Origin of the sequence: Pseudomonas sp. FEN, assembly GCF_904067045.1 — a bacterium.
In the GTDB taxonomy this organism is placed as follows: domain Bacteria; phylum Pseudomonadota; class Gammaproteobacteria; order Pseudomonadales; family Pseudomonadaceae; genus Aquipseudomonas.
The window spans coordinates 346,417-365,463 of the sequence record NZ_CAJFDC010000014.1; the positions used below are offsets into that span (position 1 = coordinate 346,417).

Consider the following 19,047-nt stretch of genomic DNA (forward strand, 5'->3'; position numbering starts at 1 on the left):
CGTGGACATTATTGAACCCTTGATCACCGTTTGCACAGAAGTACCTTTTCAACTCGCAGAAAGCCCCTTATGGGATGCGCACCGCGAGGTGTTGTGGTTCGTCGATATCGATGCACCTGCCCTCTTCAGCTTCCACCCGGTTACCCGTGAACTGACGCGCTTCGATATGCCGTCTCCTATCGGCTGTATTGGCCTGACCCACGATAATCGGATTATCGCGGGTCTTAAGTCGGGCGTACATATATTCGATCCACAGACCCGTAAGCTGCAGTTTCTGGTCAACCCGGAACCCGACCGCCCGGACAATCGCCTCAACGATGGCAAGATTGGCCCTGACGGCTGCTTCTGGGTCGGTAGCATGGATCAAAACAGCATCAACACCACCGGCGCACTGTTTCGCGTGACCCCCTACGGCCAGTCCACCCGGGTGCTGGACAACCTGTTCGTCTCGAATGGGCTGGCATGGAGCCCGGACCACCGCACGATGTATCACACCGATGGCATCAGTGCGGCGATCAACGCCTACGACTTCGACCCTGTCAGCGGTGAAATTTCAAACCCGCGGGTACTCATCACACTCGATTTCGAAGAAACCGGCTGGCCTGACGGCGGCACCGTTGATCTTGAGGGCAACTACTGGAGCGCGGGCATCTACCGAGGAAAGATCAATCAGATCTCGCCGCAGGGCGAGTTGCTGCGCAGCCTCCAGATGCCAGTGATCGGCACGACCATGCCGTGCTTCGGCGGTATCGACGGTCGTACTCTGTTCATTACATCGCTTACGGTTGAAGTAGACGACCAGGAGCAAGCCGGCACATTGCTCTCTTGCGATATCGATATTCAAGGCGCCCCAATCTTCAAGTTCGGACAGCCCGCTCCATCACCCTCCCATTGATCTGCCCCACCCTGGTGGTGACCACAGGAACAACATCATGAAGAAGAAAAAGCCGCAGGTTATCTTGCTGACCGGTGCCGCCAGCGGTATTGGCGCGGCAAGTGCCACACATGCCATTTCGCTGGGCTACAGCGTGATGCTGGCGGATATCAACCTTCAAGGCGCCCGTGAACTGGCCGCCTCCCTGGGCGAAAAAGCTTGCGCCATCGGACTGGACATCTGCTCGGCGACTCAGTGGGATCAAGCGATCGAAAAGACCTACGATCACTTTGGTCAGCTCGATATTCTCATCAACAATGCGGCCATCGTTTGCACCGGTTACGCTCGGGACGTACCACTGGAACAACACCAGCGAACCTTGAACACCAACTTCATGGGCCCCCTCACCGGCACCCTGGCGGTACTCAAGCGCTTCAATGAGCAAGGCCATGGCCATATCGTCACGGTGTGCAGCATGACCTCATTCATGCCTTTCCCGGGAATCGCCAGCTATGGGGCCTCGAAACAGGCACTGCGTGCCTTCCATCATGCACTCGCCCTGGAAGAGCGTCACGGACCGGTAAACTTTACCATCCTTCACCCAACCTCCACGGAAACCCCGATGTTGGAACAGGAAGCACAGGATGACGCCGCGTCATTTGCTTTTGCCAGCGAATCGGTCACGCCTGAGTTCGTTGCTGAAACACTGTTCAAGGCCATCAAGAAGAAAACGGTAGAGGTGTTCATGCCCCCCGAACAAGCACGTGCAATACGCATGCTCGGAACAGACCCGAAGAAAATGCGCACCCTGTTCGACACCATGGAGGAAATCGGCAAGCAGGCACAACAGACAAGACGGACTGAAAGCCCTCTATAGGCCCGAGAAACACAGCCCCTTCGGCAAGGACTTCGTATCGCGACAACGAAATGCCGTGCAGGATCGAGTGACACCCTGTCACTCGATCCTGATCTTTTACACTATTGCACTGCAAGCATTCCTGAACGGCTCAAACGAACTCAACATCAGCCCCTGTCACTCATCCTTGCTGGAAAATACTTGCGGACTATTAACCCCGCTGAAAAACGGGCAACCATTGTAAAGCGGCCCCTGGATCACCCTTGATCTTGATTTTACCTTGCATAAACGCCACCGGGGCATTCAACTTACCGGCAACCAGACTTTCGAAATCCTTACGAGAAATAACAATGGTGGTATCGGCATCGATATCGTCGTTAGTCACTGTAGTCCCCGACACGGAAAGAAAGCCGACGTCCTTGAGACTGACTTTCAGGCTGGTGACAGGAATTGGACCGCTCGTGACGGAAATTTTGAATTTTTCGGTAACTTCGGAAAGGTATTCCATTTTAAGAAACTCCACTGCTAGATGTTCCATACTGAGAGTGCTCGGGGTGAACGAACATATTTTCCGGATCACAACTCGACTATTGAAATTGCATACGGGTGAAGGCACGAATCAGGTCTTGTAATCGGCGTCCAGACGATCCAACTTGCGCAACAGTCCCGGCCAGACAAAACCTCCCCCCAAACCCTCAGTCTGTACAAGCGCCGCATCAGCGACGCCTTCAAGGATGCGCGGACCAATAGGAAGCAGGTCACCACCACCAGCCAAGGCAGCAATCTGGATCTGACAGGCGCTTTCAAAGATGTACATCGCCAGAAATGCATCCGCGATGGTTCGCCCGACCGTGAGCAACCCGTGGTTACGCAGCAGCAGAAAACTGCCCTGTCCCAGGTCGTGTTGGAGACGCGGCTTCTCCTCATCGTGCAGAGCGACACCTTCGTAATCGTGATAACCAAGGCCGGTAAGCACAAATGAAGACTGCTGCGAAATCGGCAGAAGTCCGGCTCGCTGGGCACTGACGCCCACCCCCGCACGGGTGTGGGTGTGCAGCACACACTGGACATCCGTACGTAGTGCATGGACAGCACTGTGAATCACGAAACCCGCTCGGTTCACAGTGAACCCAGTCTCACGGACCTGATGCCCCTCTTGATCTACCAGCACCAGGGAAGAGGCCGTGATCTCCTCGAAAAGGAGCCCGTAGGGGTTGATCAGAAAATGATGTTCCGGGCCTGGGACACGGGCACTGATGTGGGTGAACACCAGATCCGTCCAACCATACAAAGCAACCAGTCGATAACATGCTGCCAAATCACATCGCAGTTGCCACTCCTGCTCACTCACTTGCGCCTTGAGCGAAGGCATCTCCATTTGAATCTCCTTACCGTTTGGGTTCTTATTGTGTTGCTCACATAAATCCTGCACGGTAAGCATAAGGCGAGACAACGGGCTTCCCTGTTGCTCAAACGGACAGCAGAGAGTCATTTCAGGTCAGCGTTAACAACTGAAATGGCGGCATTGAGCAATACGACTCGGCAAAGCGTAAACAGGCGCGTACACCCCTGCGAATAGCGCTAGAATTAGAAAAAAGGATAACCAGATGGATGGTTCAGCACGTTATACAACAGCCAATCTGCATGTTTATCTACTGCGTTGTCTTGCTGGCATGAGCAACGACTTTGGCATTGATCCCGCCCGCTTATGCCTGGGTCTTGGATTTGAAATAGCAGACCTTTCAGATCCTGAATGTCGTGTTTCCTTTCGCCAGGCCAGTTCCATGATCAGGCGGGCTCTGGAAATGACCAAGAGTCGGGAGCGAGGGCTGGGGCTTGATATCGGTCTCAAAGAAACCATCGGCTCCATTGGCCTGGTGGGATACGCGATGCTCACCAGCCCTACGCTGGGAGAGGCCATCAGCCTGGGTGTAAAAATGCAAAGTCATGCCGGAACGCTACTGCAGCTCGACCGGGTCGATAGTGATGTGCATGTGTCGATTCGGGCTACCAGCCTGTTCCACGAACCCGATATACAGGTGTTTCTGGTTGAGGAAACCTTCGGTATCTTCCTGAATCTGGTGCGAACGTTGGTGGGTGATGCCTTCAACCCGACCTCTATCGAATTGACCTATCCAAAGCCCTCCTACGCGACACAGTACGACCAGGTTTTCAAATGCCCGGTGCGTTATGAGCAAAAAGACAACCTATTTACGTGTGAAGCCCACTGGGCTGACAAAACGATCGCCACCTATGATCCGCTAAGCCATCGACAGGCCCTGGAGTTTCTACAGATGACTGTCGCCCAACAATCGACGGAGAATGAATTCATTGAATCCATCGAGCGCATCATACGCCGTGACCTTCGCCAAACGCCGGCACTGGCAGCCGTTGCAACGCAACTGTGCATGAGCGATAGAACCTTGCGCCGACGCCTGGCTGACCAAGGCCAGTCTTATCAGAACGTACTCGACCAGATCCGCAAGGATCGTGCGCTTGCCCTGTTAAGCAACTCGCGCCTGAGCATTGAAGAAGTGGCCTATGAAGTAGGCTTCAGCGATGCCCATAACTTTCGCCGGGCTTTCAAACGATGGACGGGGCATGGACCAAGGCAAACGCATTGATCATCCTCGCTACTGTGCCGAAACGACTAATGATCACGGCGCAATATTGAAACCAACCGCACTAGGTGACACTGCTCACCCCAAAAAACGCACAAACAAAAACGCCACTCGATTGAGTGGCGTTTTTGTGTATTTGGAGCGGAAAACGAGACTCGCATCTGGTGTCCGACTCATTGAAATCTAAGGGTTTTCTTTTCTTGCTGAAGCAAGAAAGGACTCAACTCTGGACTTGTTCTTGGGGTGTATCAAGGGCCAAGCAGGAGGTATACGTCCGGCCAAGTCATCTTGCCCTCTTCGGAAACACAAGACATTGCTCTGGGGCCATCATGCAGCTCTCGACCGTGGATGCATACACGTGAAACGCATGGCCACGTCTTTAGATGCACTGAAGGGAAGTTCACCAACGAGGAAAGCCGTATCGCTTCGGATCAGGGCTCCCAATATGGCAGCGGCCAGTTTCGCCAGCGACTCTGGCGGTACCGCATGCGCCAGAGCATGAGTCGCCGGGGCAACTGCTACGACAACTCGCCGATGGAGCGTGTATTCCGGAGTTTGAAAACAGAATGGATACCAACCGTGGGCTACATGACAGCCCAAGAAGCGCATCAAGACATCAGCCATTATCGGATGTATCGGTACAACTGGATTCGGCCGCACCAATTCAACGCTGGGCTGGCGCCAGTTCAGGCTGAGAAAAAACTTAACGGCGTGTCCGAGATTAGCTGACCATTACAACTTAACCTGCCGAGGATCTGTGATGCAGAGTTCGATTTGAAAAATCTCAGCACTACATCACTGCCATAATAATCCCCTAGTCGGGGTGTTTGGGCGGTGCGATCTTGTTGATGCCGCTCCAATGTTCGGCGAGTTTTCCATCGCGGACGCGATAGGCATCGAACACGAAAAAGGGATAAGTGCGCTCCGGATCTTCCGGCTCGGGTTGGGGGAACTCACCCGCAATCACTACCATATCGCCCTCGGCAACAATGAGTGTTGGCGGCATGAAAAGGTCCGGCTGAACCGGCAGCGGCGGCAGGCCGTGAAATATTTCGGCCACGAAAGCCTCCAAGCCGGCGCGGCCGCTGGGCAGGTGAGTACTATGCTGCTGGTAGTCCTCGGTCACGAAATCCCTTACCGCTGCGGGATTCCGAGCATCGAACACATGTCTGTAGAAATCGATCACGAGCTGGCGGTTGTGAGCTGCCTGGTCCGTCGATTGGAATTGGTTGGTCATAGTCTTCATATTCCGAGTCAGAACATCACATGAACACAGGCCCCTGCTTCTTCGCGCGAAAGCCCACAATGATCAAGCTGACAGCCCTTCCATTGCTGCTTCGGCGCGTCAGGATTCTAGTTGGGGGAGTATGGCTGGCCAGAAAAGGAATGCGGAAGTCACAGAGGGTCACGTAACGGCTCTTCCTGTTGATAAGGCCTAGGAAGCGTTCAGACGAGCCGCGAATGAACTGAAATGTGGATGGGAGCGCAGGATATCGTAGACGGGCGAGGTGAGAAGCAGCAATTCCTGGATATGAGTGCGTGACATGAGCGCTCGATCCAACCAATGGAAGGCTTGCTCCACCTCTCGCAGACCGAGGTGCATCAACGTCATCGCTGCCAAGTGGGCGCCCTCCGGATTAGCGCTACTGTCCTGCAAGACATTGAGCAGACGCCTTGCCTTGGCTTCCTGTCCGGCTTGGGCATAAGCGAAACCCAGATGCGCCAGGGCGATAGGATGTTCGTCCATCAGACGGCAGGCTTCCTCCAATTGAGCGATGGCACTGTTGGGGAGCCCGGCATATAGAAGACAGTCGCCCAGTAACAGCTTTACCGCATCGAACTCAGGCGCCAAAGCCACGGACCTCTGGGCGAACATGATCGCACCGTCGAAGTCGCGCATATGCATGCAGATCGCGGCCAACGAAGAAACAGCGAAGGCGGAACGCGGAGCCAGTTCCACCCCGCGCTCTGCGGCCTGGAATGCCTCCTGCAGCCGTCCGGATTGAAGATGCCCCAACCCCATCGCGGTATGGGGCAAACCGTCTGCCGGACTGGCGATGATCGCCTGGTTGAACATCATCGTCGCTTCGTCGGCATAGCCGGACGTGAGACGCCCAACGCCGAGGGCGACCTGTTCACCTGCCGTTCGGTCCTGGATCGCACCGCGTAAGTATTCCCGCAGCAACACGTTATCGCGCAGTACATATCGCGGCGCCATCTCGTCCTCACCGATAGCCGCGCAGGGTATGGAACTGAGCCAGGTGTGAACGGAAGCGGCGACGTCGGTCGCGACCTTGCGTTGAAAGACCATCATGTCGTCCACCTGTTGTTCATGGCGCCCCGACCAGACGCTCACATCCAGGGTTGGATCGATGATTCGCAGATTCAACCGATAGGTCCGCCCTTGCCGGAACAGGCTTCCTTCCATGACGTAGGACACTTGTGACGCTCGAGCGATAAGCGACAAATCCATCGCCGTTTGGCCGAATTTCTGGCTGGAACCCTGGGAAAGTACGGCCACGCTCGGCAGATTGGCGAGGTATAGGCTGATCTCGTCATGGAATGACGTGACCAGATCGGGCTCGTCAATGCTCAGCCCCGAGAAAGGCAAAATCAGCAACCGTGGCCGAGGCTGCACGCGCACAGGAGATCGCACCGTCGTCGTCTCAATGCTCCTGGCCTTGAATTGGAATCTTGGCGTGAATCCCCCTTTTGGCAACGAGATCCGTACCGGGTCCATCATACCTTCGGTCCGATAGTAGAGTTCCAGCCGCGTTCTTAGCCGCCACGCTTCGGTCCGCACGCTGGTATCGACCCGCGGGTCGAACCCCCCATCGCGGCCGAACGCATCCACGGCGATATTGAATTGCTTCAGCCGATCACCGCGCCCGGCCAGCGTTTCGGACACGAGATATTGCAGCAACTCCCGCAGACGTTTCGTGCGCTGGAAAGTTTCGCTTTGCAGCACTGCCTGAAGCGCCGCGATGACGCGCTCCTCTTGCAGATCGACGGTGGCGATGACACTCGGATGCATGCTGTGCTCGTCCATGGTGCGGCAGATTGTCACATCCTATTCCTTTTTTGGGTTCATACCGCATAGCGCCGCGAGCGGATAGGTCACATCACGTCACAAATGCCATCGGCCCTCAGGCCTGTATCAGCGTAACCCTCTGAGACTTCGTTTCTGCGCGAGATGGGCGGCACTATCTTCGTCGTGTTCAACCCCAACGAAAACGACAATAAAATGAACCCACTCAGCAAGCTCAACACGCCGGCGGATTCCAACGCCGGATCCGGCGCACCGCCTGTCAATACCCCTGGCCCCAGCCCTGAAGCAGTGAAGATGCGGGACGCGATCCTGGCGCTGACACCGCTTCTGCGCGAAACCGCGTGGGAAAGCGAGAAAGCGACGGCGCTCGTACCCGAAGCATTGCGGGCGCTGGACCAGACCGGGTTTTTCCGCACCACGTTACCGGCAAAATTCGGCGGTTCGGCCTTCGGCGCACGCGACCTGGTAGAGGTGATCGCCGCTGCGTCCTATGCTGACGGCTCAGCCGGCTGGAGTGGCTTCGCGGCCTCCGGCATCCGCCTGGTTCTCGCTTTCAGCCAGCAGGCCGTCGACGAAGTTTCGGCGCAGATCATGGATTGGGTCGGGCCGGCCGCCGTGGGGGCTTCGATCTTTTCCAACATCGTCGGGCAGGCCAGACGCACCGACGAAGGGTTCCTGGTCACAGGTAAGTGGATGTACGGCAGCGGCTGTAGTTATGCCGCATGGGCAGTGGTCGGCATCGAATGGCAAGAAGAGGATAACAAGCCCGTTCGCGGCTTGGCGCTGATTTCCCGGGAGCAGTACGAGATCCTTGACGACTGGCATGTCATGGGCATGGCCGCGAGCTCAAGCAACAGCATCGTGGCCCGTAACGAGATCTTCGTTCCGGCCTATCGCGTGGTCCGCCATGCCGACCTGCCTGTCGCCCTGGGCGCTATCGCGCAGAAATATGAAGGGCTCACTTACCGGATGGGTCCCTTGGCGACCATGCTGTCCACGGCGCTCGCCAACATTGCCATTACCCTCGGGATGGCAAGGGGCTGTCTTGATTGCTTCATCGAACAGGCCAACAAGCGGGTGCCGTTCAACCTGCCTTATGAAACGGTCGCGACGATGCCGTCAACCCAGGTCGTTGCAGGACGGGCACACGCCATGATCAAAGCCGCCGAGGCGTTGATCCTGCAGACGGCCGACGAAGTTGATGCGCGCACCCTGCGCGCAGAAGACTTCATGCCTCGCGAGGAGTCGCTCGCCACGATGAGCCTGGTCTACGCCGCGAATCTCTGCGGCGAGGCTATTGACGAAATGCAGCTTTGCATCGGTTCTTCGACCGTCAGCCTACGCAACCCCATTCAACGCTTCGCTCGGGACGCACGGGTGATGCTGACCCATGGCGCCATCCGGCGGGATCCGGCAGCAGAAATCGCGGGACGACATGTTCTTGGTCTTCCGCCCTTCAACATGTTCGCTGGCGGCTTGGCACAGCGCTAACGGCTTCATACAGAGAAAAACGATATGTCCAGTTCTACTAACAACCGCTCGTCAACTTACGCCATCGATCCGATCTTTCTGGAACGCTGGTCTCCACGCGCTTTCGATCGGGACGCAGTCATTTCCGACCAAGACCTGATGACCATCTTCGAAGCGGCGCATTGGGCACCTTCCTCTTTCAACTCGCAACCCTGGCGCTTCATATATGCCCGCAAGGATACGCCGGAATGGTCGCGTCTGTTCGATCTTCTCGTGCCCATGAACCAGGGTTGGGCTGTCGGAGCCTCGGCGCTGGTCGTGCTCGTGTCAGCCACAACCGCACAGCCACCAGGTGCCCCCGGGCCGATGCCCTCCTACAGCCATTCATTCGATGCCGGCGCAGGCTGGGCTTATCTCGCGTTGCAAGCGACGCGGCTTGGTTGGCACGCACATGCGATGGCCGGGTTCGATGTCGAGCGCGCTTACGAAGCGCTCGACGTGCCCAAAACCTACCGGGTCGAAACAATTATCGCCATCGGCAGGTTGGGGGATAAGAGCCTGCTCCCCCCTCCATTGCAGGAGCGCGAGCAGCCAAACGGTCGCCGGCCAGTCGAGGAACTGGTGATGGAAGGAGGATTCCACTCATGAAAATGTATTCGAACAAGCCCTTCATCGTCGGGATCGGCGGTACGGCTTCCAAAGGCTCCTCCACCGAACAGGCACTGGCCCTTGCCCTATCGGCCGCAGAAGAGGCTGGTGGGAGGACTCAACTCTTCGGTGGCGAGGCTCTTCTGGCTCTCCCGCATTATGTACCGGGCAGTGCCGCTCGCAACAATGACGGACAGGCGCTGATCGAGGCGGTTCGCGCCGCGGATGGTCTCATCATCGCAAGCCCCGGCTATCACGGCACCATCTCGGGTCTCGTCAAGAATGCAATTGACTATTTCGAGGAGATGTCCAGGGACGAAAGGATCTATCTGGACGGCCTGCCAGTCGGCTTGATCGCTACCGCCTATGGCTGGCAAGCGACCGGTGGAACCCTCGGCGCGCTGCGCTCAATCGTTCACGCGCTACGCGGCTGGCCAACGCCCATGGGGGCGGCGATCAACTCAAGCGGGAAAGTCTTCTCCGATGGTATCTGCCAGGACCAAGCCGCAGCCAACCAGCTCAATTTGGTTGGCCGTCAGGTCGTCGAATTCGCGGGCTTGCATGTCATGTCAAAGCCACTAAGAAACGCTAGCTAGGAAACCTCGATATGTCACAACCTCATATTGACCAGCCACTGCCGTCCATAGTGCCGACTGGTGCCGTCGAATCCCCCTGGATCACCGATATTGGCCGCTCCATCGCCGCCAAGGTGCGAGCGCTAATACCGCTCATCCGCGAACAGGCTCAAGAAGGCGAAAGGATCGGTGCACTCACGCCGGATGTGCTCCAAGCCGTCACAGATGCTGGCATCTTCAAGATGGGAATGCCCCTCGAGTGGGGTGGCTATGCACTCGGCGCGCGCGATCTCGTCGAGATTATCAGCCTTCTCGGAGAAGGAGACGGCTCCGCTGGATGGGCCGGTTTCGTCGGTGTGGGAATGAAGAACCTCCTGGCGCTGAAGCCCCAAGTCATAGAGGAGGTCCGCCTCGATACCGAGGGCTGGGCAGGTCCCGTCATTGTGGGCGCCTCCGTCTATGCAACGAAGGTCGGCGACGCTCGCAAGGTTGACAGTGGCTGGATGGTGAAGGGCCGCTGGGCTTTTGGCAGCGGATGCAAGCACGCTAAATGGGCGCTACTGGGCATCGAATACAACCCAGCATCGACCGGGGGTTCCGGCCGTGGCGTCGTCGTGGTCCAGCGCGACCAGTATGAAATCCTCGACGACTGGCATGTCATGGGCCTGTCAGGATCGGCGAGCAACAGTCTCGAGATCGTTTCCGAACAGTTCGTCCCCGATCATCGATTCCTGGATCTCGCTGAGTTTCCGATGCGGATGCAGATGATTCGCAACCACTTCCACGGCGCCGGTTTCCAGCAACGTGGCCTGGCCCAACTTCTCACCGTGACGCTCACCAACATCGCCATCGCATTGGGCATGGCCCGAGGAGCACTCTCGTGCTTCGCCGAGCAGGCGCAGACACGAAAACCGTTCAGCTTGCCCTACCCTACCATCGCCGATATGGCCTCGGTCCAGGTCGCTGCAGGCAAGTCTCTGGCCATGATCAAGGTCGCTGCTGCGACGATCGAGGGCTGCGCGGATCAGTTGGACGCCAGGACGGCAGTTGGGCTGGACTTTGCAATGGAAGAGGAATCCGAAATCAGCCTCAGCCTCGCTTATGCGGGAAATCTTTGCGAAGACGCGATTACCCTCCTGCAAAAGACCATCGGCTCTTCGACGATGTCACTGAAAAATCCAATCCAGCGCTTCGCACGCGATGTCCGGGTCCTGACGTCCCATGGCGCGATCCGGGTCGATCCTCAGTCGGAACAGAATGGCCGGCGCATCCTAGGACGAGAACCGTTCTCGATGTTCGGCGGAGCCGTACCAACACGCGACAACCAACTTCCGGGCAATCCCCACTCAGGCATCCAACCTCCTGGAAACCCATTCCCAGGCACCCCATTCAAAAAGGAGTTTGTGAACCGATGAGCGACTTCACCATTATTGATGGCGTGGCCCAGATCCACAATCCGGAGCTGTACCAGACTTGGCTCGACCGGCCGGACTATATAGAGGCGTTGGCAGCCTCCTCCTCGCCGGAAGTCACGGCGACCAAGCGGCTGCTCATCGAGTTCGAGGCGGAACTCGCCCGCATGGTGCGGGACGGCACAGTGCAGGAGAAAGTCGAGGAGGTGATGACGCGGTTCATCGCCGATGACTACATCCAGCACGACCCGAACGCCCCGGGCAATGGCCGCGAACTGCTCATCGAGCATTTCCGCCGCGTCCCACTAAGCGGTGTAACGCCGCCGCCCGTTGTTAGTGTGATCGTCGAGGGAGAGCTTGGCTGCATCATGATGAAAGAACCACTTCCAGATCCGACGGCACCAGGCCAGACCTATGAGTGGTACATGATTACGGTGTTCCGGGTACGCGACGGCAAGCTCTCCGAACATTGGAGCACCTTCAAAAAAATGGCCGACCCGTTTCCACCGAAAAAGAGCTGAGGCTGCCATGAACAAAGATTTTCATTTTCCGGGGATAGCCCCGAAATTTCCGGAATCCTCTTACCTGAGCGAAACCGGAAAAAAAATCCGCGATGATGTCCTGTGCAAGCTCGATCTGCTGCGCGCGCATGCCTCTGAAGGTGAAGAACTGGGAATGCTCGCACCTGCGACACTTGAGGCTTTGCATGAAGCAGGGGTTTTCAAGATCACGCTTCCGATCGAACTGGGCGGCTATGCGCTCGGCGCACGCGACACCGCCGAGATCGTCAACACACTGGGTCTGGCGGATGCATCGGCTGGCTGGACGGTGATCGTCTCAACCGCCGCGCGCAACACCCTCGCCTTTCCCGAGCGTGCGCGTAACGAGGTGTTTAGCAACGTGGATAAATGGGTCGGGCCGCTGATGTTCGGCGCAACGGTCCTGGCCCCCCATGTCGGCGAAGGTCGCAAAGTCGAAGGCGGCTACATGGTCAAAGGCAAATGGCCGTTCGGCAGCGGGTGCCGCATCGCGGCCTGGGGGTCGGTCGGCATCGGATATATCGACCCGCATACGGGAGCCAGCCGCCGCGCAATGGCGATACTGTCACAAGACCAGTACCAGATCCTCGATGACTGGAAGGTCATGGGGCTGGCGGCGACATCAAGCAATAGTGTGCGGACAGCAGAAGAGGTATTCGTCCCCGACTATCGCGTTGTTCAGATGGATGAGCTGATCGGGCTCATCGATGGATTGCGTGGCAAATATCAGGGTCTGGGCTTCAAGAACAGCCCCATCGGCTCGATGATAGCAATGACAGTCTCCTTTGCGGCGCTCGCCTGCGGGATGGCCAAAGGCGCGCTGACAGCATTCATCGAACAAGCGAAAAAGCGCGCGCCCTTCAACGTGCCCTACACCACCATGTCCGAAATGGCCAGCATCCAGGTCGTGGCGGGCAAAGCGCGCGCTGTCACCAATGCGGCCGAGGCGGTGATCTACCGCCATGCCGACGAAGTGGATCGGCGTGCCATGGCCGGAGAGGATTTTTCCCCCCCGGATGAACCGGAGATCACCATGGATCTCGTTCACCAGATTCATGAATGTCTGCGGACAATCGACGGCCTCCAGCTTGCTCTGGGCTCTTCGACAGTGAGCCTTAGCAATCCGATCCAACGTTTCGTCCGCGATATCCATGTTCTTGCTACGCATGGTGCCTTCCGAGTCGATCCGATGGCCGAGATCAATGGCCGTGACATGTTCGGACTGAAACCGTTTCCGATGATGGCCGCGTTGACGCCGTCGTCGGCGCCACCGCCAGCCCCTGCGAAAGCATAACCGCCACCAAACGTAAGGCCGCCGTCACACGAAAGGGTCGTGACGCGCGGTCAAGCAGATGATGAATGCTATCCCCAACAAAAATAATAATGGAGACACCCTTGTGGAACAGATCGCGGACCAATCCTCTTTTCTAGGCCACCCTCCGCCAAAAGCGACGTGGCAGACTTATCTTCTCGATTTTCGGCGAGCACCTGGCCGGGCGAAAGCCGCGCTCCTGGGCTGTTTCGTCATGATGACCCTCAGTCCTGCGGGACTCTCGGCGATGATGCCCTTTATCACGGTATCGTTCGCGGCTCAGACCGGAAAGAGCATGCCGGAAGCGCTCCTGCTGTTTGTGGCCATTCCGCTGTTAATTGCGCCGTTTATCCTTCCGATCGCGGGTGCGTGGGTGGACCGTTGGGGGGCCAAACGGGTCGCCATCCCCGCCGCGATCCTTTATGCCGCGACGACCGCGCTGATACCGCTCAGCAGCATGCTCCCCTGGCTTTTCGGTCTTGTCATCGTACTAGCATCAGTGTTCGGCTTCATGGCCAGCCTCGCTGTGGTATTCAAGGTGGTAACGGGATGGTTCCCGCGCCATCGCGGTATCGGCTTTGCCCTGATCGGCATGGTCTCGAGTCTGGCGAGCGCAGTGCTCTCCCCTGTGTTCCAATGGGCCATTGACGGCGACAAGTCGGAGTTCGCCGGCCTCGGCTGGACTGGCACCTATTATGCCGTCGCCGTCTCGATTGCGATCCTCGCGATTCCAGCGGCACTGTTCCTTCTCTCCGAACCTCCCTACGCCATCACGGAGCCGGCTTTTCCCAAGACCCCAGCCGAAACCAGACGGGCAGACACTCCCGGTGTCCCGCTGCGCAAGGCGCTTCGGACCCCCACTTGGATCTTCATCGCGGTGTCCTTGGCGCTGGCTGCGGCCGGCCCCATGGCGGTTCGTCAGAACGCGGTCAGTTTTTTCGCTGAACGCGGTTTCGACGCCTCGACCGTCGCGGTGTCGCAATCGGTGCTCTTCATTGCCTCGATCATCGGCTTGCTCGCCGGCGGCATGACGCTGGACCGCGCGCGCCGCCCCTGGATCGTCGGCGCGCTACTCGCGGTGGTGCCCATCGGGCTGGTGCTGTCCTACTTCAACCACGGCAACGTTCCTGTGCTATTTGTGGCCACCGCCTGCCTGGGCTTCGCTACAGGTGCGGAATCGGCCCTGGGGCCGTTCCTTATCGCACGCTATTTCGGTCTGAAATGCTTTGCCCAGCTCCAGGGCCTCACCCTGGCCATCTCGACGCTCTCGCTCGGCCTCTCGCCATTCCTGGTGAGCGCCATGCAAACCGCCACGGGCAGCTACGCCGTTCCATTCACAGCACTGACCGCACTCACCGGACTGGCCACGCTTCTCGCTTTTTTCCTCCCGGACTACCCCGCCGAATGGATCCACCCTGTCGAACTGGAACGACTCACGCGTCCCGCAACCGGAGAAAAACCCTGAATTATCTGCTGCAGCAGCCCTAGAAGACGGAGCCAATATAGGCACATCGCCGGCGCTCGATCGAGCGTCGGCACAAACAAAAAACAATAATAAGTGGAGGCATCATGAACTTTCCTGGTCTCAGGGCTGAGGTTCGATGCGAGCTCAGCGAACGCATTGTCGGTCCGGACAACAGATCGCATAAACTGGCGCATGAAGTCGTGGCCGCAATGGAAGAGGATCTCTCCATTCGCGGCTGGCCGGAAGGTCATCTGATCGGCTCGGTTTCGGCACTGCGGCAGCGCTTCGGGATGGGACGCAAGGCGTGCCAGGAGGCAATCACCATCATGCAAACACGCCGGCTCATCAATGTCCGACGAGGTGTCGGCGGTGGCCTTTATGTCTCCCGTCCGGGATTGAACGACACGGCGCAGGCGCTCATTCTGCATCTGGTCCTCAGCCGCACCTCACCACGTGTCCTTCGCGATGCACGCATCGCTGTTTGTCATATTGCCATCCGCTCGCTCATCGGGCGCAACATGCCCTTCGTCTATCGGGACTGGCCGTCCATTGCTGGCAATGAATCGGGATCGAACTTTCATCGCCAACTGGCCCTGGCCTGCGGCAACCCGACAATCGTTTTCCTGATGGATCTTCTGGAAGAGCTACAGCGACGCTACGTTGCCGCCAATCCCCAGAAACTCGATCAAGCCGAAATCCATACAGCGCCATTGGACAACGCCCTCATCGAGGCCATACGATCAGGTGACGCAGAAACTGCGTGCGACCTGATCCGAGATCGCATACAAACACTCGATATGTCCGGGGTGAACCGACCGATGGATCAGGTCAGCTTTGACCAGATCACAACCTTCCTCGATCTGAAAAAAAACTCCGGCCGATTGGCGGGATTGATCGTCGAGGAAATTCTGAAGCATGCGGTAGCGGTATCGTTCAAACTCGGATCCGAGTGGGATATTGGCGCTCGCTACGGTTTCACCGGCGAAGTCGTACGTCCGGCCTTGCGAATGCTCGAGGATCTCGGCATCGTTGCCTGCTGCCGCGGGCGCAGCGGCGGCGTGATCAGCACCCAGCCCAGGATCGGGACGGTCGTGCGTCTGATCAGTTCCGGTATCGCGAGTTGCGGCATCTCTCCAGAGCAAAACTTCGAGTTGTCGAGCCAGCTCGTGATAGAAGGCGTGCGCTTGGCCGCCGAACGCAACAAGAGTGCTCCCCCCTCTCCGAGCAAAGATGTCCCTTCACAGAAAATCGTCAATTTGACCGATCTCATCGACATCGAGAACACGTTGCTCGACATGATGGACAACCCGATCCTCGCAATTTTCGTGCGAAGCGTGGCCCTGCAATCCTTGCTGAGCAAGAGGTTGGAGGATCTTACCCACTTTTCAGGCCAGATGGCCTTGACGATGCACGCCTGCAGTCTGGAGATCTCGCGGGCAATCCGGATGGGTGAAACGATGACTGCGGTCAACGCGGCCAAGCACAAAAGCGAATTGATGAAACACGAAATAATGGGGGTTTCATGAGCATTGCCAATCCGTCTACCCGCCATTCTGATTTATCCGACAAACTGGATCCGCAGCTACTCCGCATTGCAGCCGTGGTGGTTCTGGGCGCCTTCATGTCGATCCTCGACACAACAGTCGTCAATGTCGCGATCCAGGGGCTGACAAAAACCTTCCAGGTTCCGCTGGAAACCACTCAGTGGATTACCACCGGCTATATGCTGGCCCTCACCACGATCATCCCCCTCGCCGGTTGGGCGGCCGACCGCTTCGGCACCAAACGCCTGTATCTGACCTCGATCCTGCTGTTTCTACTCGGGTCCGTCTTGTCAGGCGCCGCCTGGTCGATGTCGTCGCTGATCCTGTTCCGTGTGCTGCAGGGACTCGGAGGCGGTATGATCTTGCCCACCGGCATGACACTCCTGAGCCTTGCCGCCGGTCCACAGCGCATGGGGCGCCTGATGGGAATCGTAGGACTGCCGATTGTTCTAGGCCCCATCCTGGGTCCAACCTTGGGTGGATGGCTGGTTGACGACGTGTCCTGGCGCTGGATCTTCTTCATCAATCTGCCCATTGGCGCGATTGCGTTGTATGCGGCCTATCGCGTGCTTGCCTCTGACGAATCCAAACCTCATCACGCCTTGGACTGGATTGGCTTACTGCTCCTTTCTCCGGGGTTGGCAATCTTCATTTATGGCCTTGCACAAACTACGGCAGCGGGCAGCTTCAACTCGCTTACGGCTGATGGCTGTGTGCTCGCTGGCCTTGCGATGATCGTCGGATTCATCCTCCACGCCCTGCGTCGTGACAACGCGCTGATCGATGTCCGGCTGTTTGGTCGGCGGACCGTTGGCGCCGTCGCTTTCACCACCTTTCTGTTGAGCGCAGCCGCTTTCGGCCTATCCCTTCTGTTTCCGTTGTATTTTCAGATGGTGCGCGGTTACTCCGCATTCGACACCGGACTTCTCGTCGCCGTGGAGGGGCTAGGGGCAGTGCTGTCGATGCCGGTCGCGGGTTATCTGGCCGACAAGCTAGGAGCTGGAAAAATTGTCTTGTCTGGCGTCGCATGCACTACATTTTCTGTTCTGCTGTTGAGCATGACTGAAAATACGACGCCGCTCTGGAACATTGAAGTGATGTTGTTCATCGTGGGGCTCGGCAAAGGGGCAACGATGATGCCTGCGACGAGCGCCGCGCTCAGTACATTGCGCAAGCATGAGATCGCTCGGGCCACGAGTGGGCTGAACGTAATACAGCGCGCCGGTGGCGCGCTCGGCACGGCTCTGCTGGCTGTTATCCTGACGCGCGGGGTATCCGGCATCGCTCCGGTCAACAGCGCAGGGAGCCTGCTCTCCAGTATCACTGGGACCGTGCAGCAAAATCTCTCGCTCGGGATCCAACAAGTATTCAGTCATGCTTTTCTTTGGGCACTCGGAATCATCATTTTGGCGGGTTGCGGTGCTCTATTCCTGTTGAACAAACCTGCGGCCGAAAGCAATGGGAATGAGACCGCCGCCGGCTCAGACAACGAGGAGATATCTCGGGCAAGTACCTAGCAAGGAATATCGATCGGACGCTCACCGATAACCGATAAACCGTAACCGGAAACAGCAACCAAACTGTGTCGATGGTTCGATAGCAGGATCATTTGCTGAACCCCGAGTTCAGCAAGAACCATGGCCCCGGTACCATAGTCACGCAGCTCCCTGATTTCCGCGTCTCGATCGTCCTGGCCACGAAACCGAACGGTCGCGGTAAATGCATCGGATCTAGGCTTGTTGATGATCACCACAACACCCGCCCCCTCTTCAGCGATAATTTCCATTGCCCGGGTGAGATAACTTGACTCCTCACAGACTTCACCGAAAGCATCGGCGAAGATAGAGAGGGCATGCATGCGCACCAGAATCGGCCGGGAGGGGTCGATGATGCCTTTGACCAAGGCAATCTGCTCACTCTTGCTGGCCTTGTTCCAAAATGCATAGACCAACCACTCCCCTCCCCATTTGCTCTTGAATGACGTCGCAGCCTTGAGCTCAAGCAAATGGTCGTGGCGCAATCGATAGGCGATAAGATCCCGGATCGTGCCGATCTTCATTGCATGCCGCTTTGCGAAAACGATCAGATCGTCCATACGAGCCATAGTGCCATCATCCTTCATGATCTCGCAGATCACGCCCGATGGATTCAACCCGGCAAGGCGCGCCACGTCCACGGACGCTTCAGTGTGACCGGCTCGAATCAGAACGCCGCCATTGCGAGCACGCAGGGGAAAAACATGCCCTGGAGTGGTGATATCTGCAGGTCCATTGGCAGCACCAATGGCGACGGAGATCGTACGAGCTCGATCGGACGCCGAAATCCCGGTGCTTACGTCTTCGCGCGCCTCTATCGATACGGTGAAAGCAGTTTCATGGCGTGTTCCGTTAGAACGACTCATCGGTTCGAGTTCGAGTTGCTCAACCCGTTCTTCCGTCATTGCTAGACAAATCAGACCCCTGCCGTAGGTCGCCATGAAATTGACCGCCTCGGGAGTCGCCATCTGAGCGGGAATAACAAGATCGCCTTCGTTTTCACGATCCTCATCATCGACCAGAATGAACATGCGGCCGTTGCGCGCTTCGTTGATGATCTCCTGAGGCGAAGATATGTAGGATCGCGACTCTGCAGTTTGATTTTTTTTCTCTTGCATTTATAGATCCTCCGTCGGAGGATCCCCAT

Annotated in this window: 17 protein-coding genes and 1 pseudogene; 13 read left to right on the plus strand and 5 right to left on the minus strand. The window is 57.4% G+C overall.

Annotation, left to right across the window (positions count from 1 at the left end):
* Position 1 precedes the first annotated feature (1 nt).
* On the plus strand, positions 2–895 hold the full coding sequence (locus PFEN_RS17985; RefSeq protein WP_224770995.1) for an SMP-30/gluconolactonase/LRE family protein: 894 nt from the start codon (positions 2–4) through the stop codon (positions 893–895).
* 37 nt (positions 896–932) lie between these two features.
* Positions 933–1,751 carry an SDR family NAD(P)-dependent oxidoreductase gene (locus PFEN_RS17990; RefSeq protein ID WP_191488149.1) on the plus strand — a complete coding sequence of 273 codons (819 nt, stop codon included), beginning with the start codon at positions 933–935 and terminating at the stop codon, positions 1,749–1,751.
* Between the two features lie 190 nt (positions 1,752–1,941).
* On the opposite strand, the gene PFEN_RS17995 is transcribed toward PFEN_RS17990, so the two are convergent.
* Together PFEN_RS17995 and PFEN_RS18000 are read right to left on the minus strand one after the other, a co-directional pair.
* Entirely contained in the window at positions 1,942–2,238 is a 297-nt protein-coding gene (locus tag PFEN_RS17995) for an SCP2 sterol-binding domain-containing protein (protein ID WP_191488150.1), read from the minus strand.
* 111 nt (positions 2,239–2,349) lie between these two features.
* Positions 2,350–3,108: a class II aldolase/adducin family protein gene (locus PFEN_RS18000; protein WP_191488151.1), complete on the minus strand. Its 759-nt coding sequence runs from the start codon at positions 3,106–3,108 to the stop codon at positions 2,350–2,352.
* Positions 3,109–3,337: 229 nt separating this feature from the next.
* Between PFEN_RS18000 and PFEN_RS18005 the strand changes: the two genes are divergently transcribed.
* Complete coding sequence (locus PFEN_RS18005; RefSeq protein ID WP_191488152.1) at positions 3,338–4,354, plus strand: AraC family transcriptional regulator; 1,017 nt, start codon at positions 3,338–3,340, stop codon at positions 4,352–4,354.
* Positions 4,355–4,777: 423 nt separating this feature from the next.
* A pseudogene (locus tag PFEN_RS18010) lies at positions 4,778–5,080 on the plus strand (integrase core domain-containing protein); the annotation flags it as partial.
* An 85-nt stretch (positions 5,081–5,165) separates the two neighbouring features.
* Here the strand turns inward: PFEN_RS18010 and PFEN_RS18015 are convergent.
* Both PFEN_RS18015 and PFEN_RS18020 read right to left on the minus strand, forming a co-directional pair.
* Positions 5,166–5,588: a nuclear transport factor 2 family protein gene (locus tag PFEN_RS18015; protein WP_191488153.1), complete on the minus strand. Its 423-nt coding sequence runs from the start codon at positions 5,586–5,588 to the stop codon at positions 5,166–5,168.
* 198 nt (positions 5,589–5,786) lie between these two features.
* Positions 5,787–7,418, minus strand: a complete 1,632-nt coding sequence (locus PFEN_RS18020; RefSeq protein ID WP_191488154.1) for a tetratricopeptide repeat protein — start codon at positions 7,416–7,418, stop codon at positions 5,787–5,789.
* 126 nt (positions 7,419–7,544) lie between these two features.
* Between PFEN_RS18020 and PFEN_RS18025 the strand changes: the two genes are divergently transcribed.
* From PFEN_RS18025 to PFEN_RS18065, 9 genes are all read left to right on the plus strand, one after another.
* Positions 7,545–8,891 carry an acyl-CoA dehydrogenase family protein gene (locus PFEN_RS18025; RefSeq protein ID WP_224770997.1) on the plus strand — a complete coding sequence of 449 codons (1,347 nt, stop codon included), beginning with the start codon at positions 7,545–7,547 and terminating at the stop codon, positions 8,889–8,891.
* Positions 8,892–8,915: 24 nt separating this feature from the next.
* Positions 8,916–9,518 carry a nitroreductase family protein gene (locus tag PFEN_RS18030; protein ID WP_191488155.1) on the plus strand — a complete coding sequence of 201 codons (603 nt, stop codon included), beginning with the start codon at positions 8,916–8,918 and terminating at the stop codon, positions 9,516–9,518.
* Positions 9,515–10,114, plus strand: coding sequence for an NADPH-dependent FMN reductase (locus PFEN_RS18035; RefSeq protein ID WP_191488156.1), 600 nt, complete (start codon positions 9,515–9,517; stop codon positions 10,112–10,114). The genes PFEN_RS18030 and PFEN_RS18035 overlap by 4 nt, the downstream gene beginning before the upstream one ends.
* A gap of 11 nt (positions 10,115–10,125) precedes the next feature.
* Positions 10,126–11,508, plus strand: coding sequence for an acyl-CoA dehydrogenase family protein (locus PFEN_RS18040; RefSeq protein WP_191488157.1), 1,383 nt, complete (start codon positions 10,126–10,128; stop codon positions 11,506–11,508).
* A complete protein-coding gene (locus PFEN_RS18045) occupies positions 11,505–12,026 on the plus strand; it encodes a nuclear transport factor 2 family protein (RefSeq protein ID WP_191488158.1) in 522 nt (173 codons plus the stop codon). Before PFEN_RS18040 ends, PFEN_RS18045 begins: the two co-directional genes overlap by 4 nt.
* Before the next feature lie 7 nt (positions 12,027–12,033).
* Complete coding sequence (locus PFEN_RS18050; RefSeq protein WP_191488159.1) at positions 12,034–13,338, plus strand: oxidoreductase; 1,305 nt, start codon at positions 12,034–12,036, stop codon at positions 13,336–13,338.
* Between the two features lie 103 nt (positions 13,339–13,441).
* Positions 13,442–14,821, plus strand: coding sequence for an MFS transporter (locus PFEN_RS18055; protein ID WP_224770998.1), 1,380 nt, complete (start codon positions 13,442–13,444; stop codon positions 14,819–14,821).
* 104 nt (positions 14,822–14,925) lie between these two features.
* Entirely contained in the window at positions 14,926–16,347 is a 1,422-nt protein-coding gene (locus tag PFEN_RS18060) for an FCD domain-containing protein (protein ID WP_191488160.1), read from the plus strand.
* Positions 16,344–17,882, plus strand: coding sequence for a DHA2 family efflux MFS transporter permease subunit (locus PFEN_RS18065; RefSeq protein ID WP_191488161.1), 1,539 nt, complete (start codon positions 16,344–16,346; stop codon positions 17,880–17,882). The genes PFEN_RS18060 and PFEN_RS18065 overlap by 4 nt, the downstream gene beginning before the upstream one ends.
* Here the strand turns inward: PFEN_RS18065 and ribB are convergent.
* Positions 17,879–19,018 carry a 3,4-dihydroxy-2-butanone-4-phosphate synthase gene (ribB, locus tag PFEN_RS18070; RefSeq protein ID WP_191488162.1) on the minus strand — a complete coding sequence of 380 codons (1,140 nt, stop codon included), beginning with the start codon at positions 19,016–19,018 and terminating at the stop codon, positions 17,879–17,881. The genes PFEN_RS18065 and ribB overlap by 4 nt on opposite strands.
* Between the last annotated feature and the right edge of the window lie 29 nt (positions 19,019–19,047).

What these genes read in the sequence shown, in the direction of transcription:
- PFEN_RS17990 (WP_191488149.1), top strand. Translation starts at nt 933, where the DNA reads ATGAAGAAGAAAAAGCCGCAGGTTATCTTGCTGACCGGTGCCGCCAGC.
- PFEN_RS17995 (WP_191488150.1), bottom strand. Translation starts at nt 2,238, where the DNA reads ATGGAATACCTTTCCGAAGTTACCGAAAAATTCAAAATTTCCGTCACG.
- PFEN_RS18000 (WP_191488151.1), bottom strand. Translation starts at nt 3,108, where the DNA reads ATGGAGATGCCTTCGCTCAAGGCGCAAGTGAGTGAGCAGGAGTGGCAA.
- PFEN_RS18005 (WP_191488152.1), top strand. Translation starts at nt 3,338, where the DNA reads ATGGATGGTTCAGCACGTTATACAACAGCCAATCTGCATGTTTATCTA.
- PFEN_RS18015 (WP_191488153.1), bottom strand. Translation starts at nt 5,588, where the DNA reads ATGACCAACCAATTCCAATCGACGGACCAGGCAGCTCACAACCGCCAG.
- PFEN_RS18025 (WP_224770997.1), top strand. Translation starts at nt 7,545, where the DNA reads ATGGGCGGCACTATCTTCGTCGTGTTCAACCCCAACGAAAACGACAAT.
- PFEN_RS18030 (WP_191488155.1), top strand. Translation starts at nt 8,916, where the DNA reads ATGTCCAGTTCTACTAACAACCGCTCGTCAACTTACGCCATCGATCCG.
- PFEN_RS18035 (WP_191488156.1), top strand. Translation starts at nt 9,515, where the DNA reads ATGAAAATGTATTCGAACAAGCCCTTCATCGTCGGGATCGGCGGTACG.
- PFEN_RS18040 (WP_191488157.1), top strand. Translation starts at nt 10,126, where the DNA reads ATGTCACAACCTCATATTGACCAGCCACTGCCGTCCATAGTGCCGACT.
- PFEN_RS18045 (WP_191488158.1), top strand. Translation starts at nt 11,505, where the DNA reads ATGAGCGACTTCACCATTATTGATGGCGTGGCCCAGATCCACAATCCG.
- PFEN_RS18050 (WP_191488159.1), top strand. Translation starts at nt 12,034, where the DNA reads ATGAACAAAGATTTTCATTTTCCGGGGATAGCCCCGAAATTTCCGGAA.
- PFEN_RS18060 (WP_191488160.1), top strand. Translation starts at nt 14,926, where the DNA reads ATGAACTTTCCTGGTCTCAGGGCTGAGGTTCGATGCGAGCTCAGCGAA.
- PFEN_RS18065 (WP_191488161.1), top strand. Translation starts at nt 16,344, where the DNA reads ATGAGCATTGCCAATCCGTCTACCCGCCATTCTGATTTATCCGACAAA.
- ribB (WP_191488162.1), bottom strand. Translation starts at nt 19,018, where the DNA reads ATGCAAGAGAAAAAAAATCAAACTGCAGAGTCGCGATCCTACATATCT.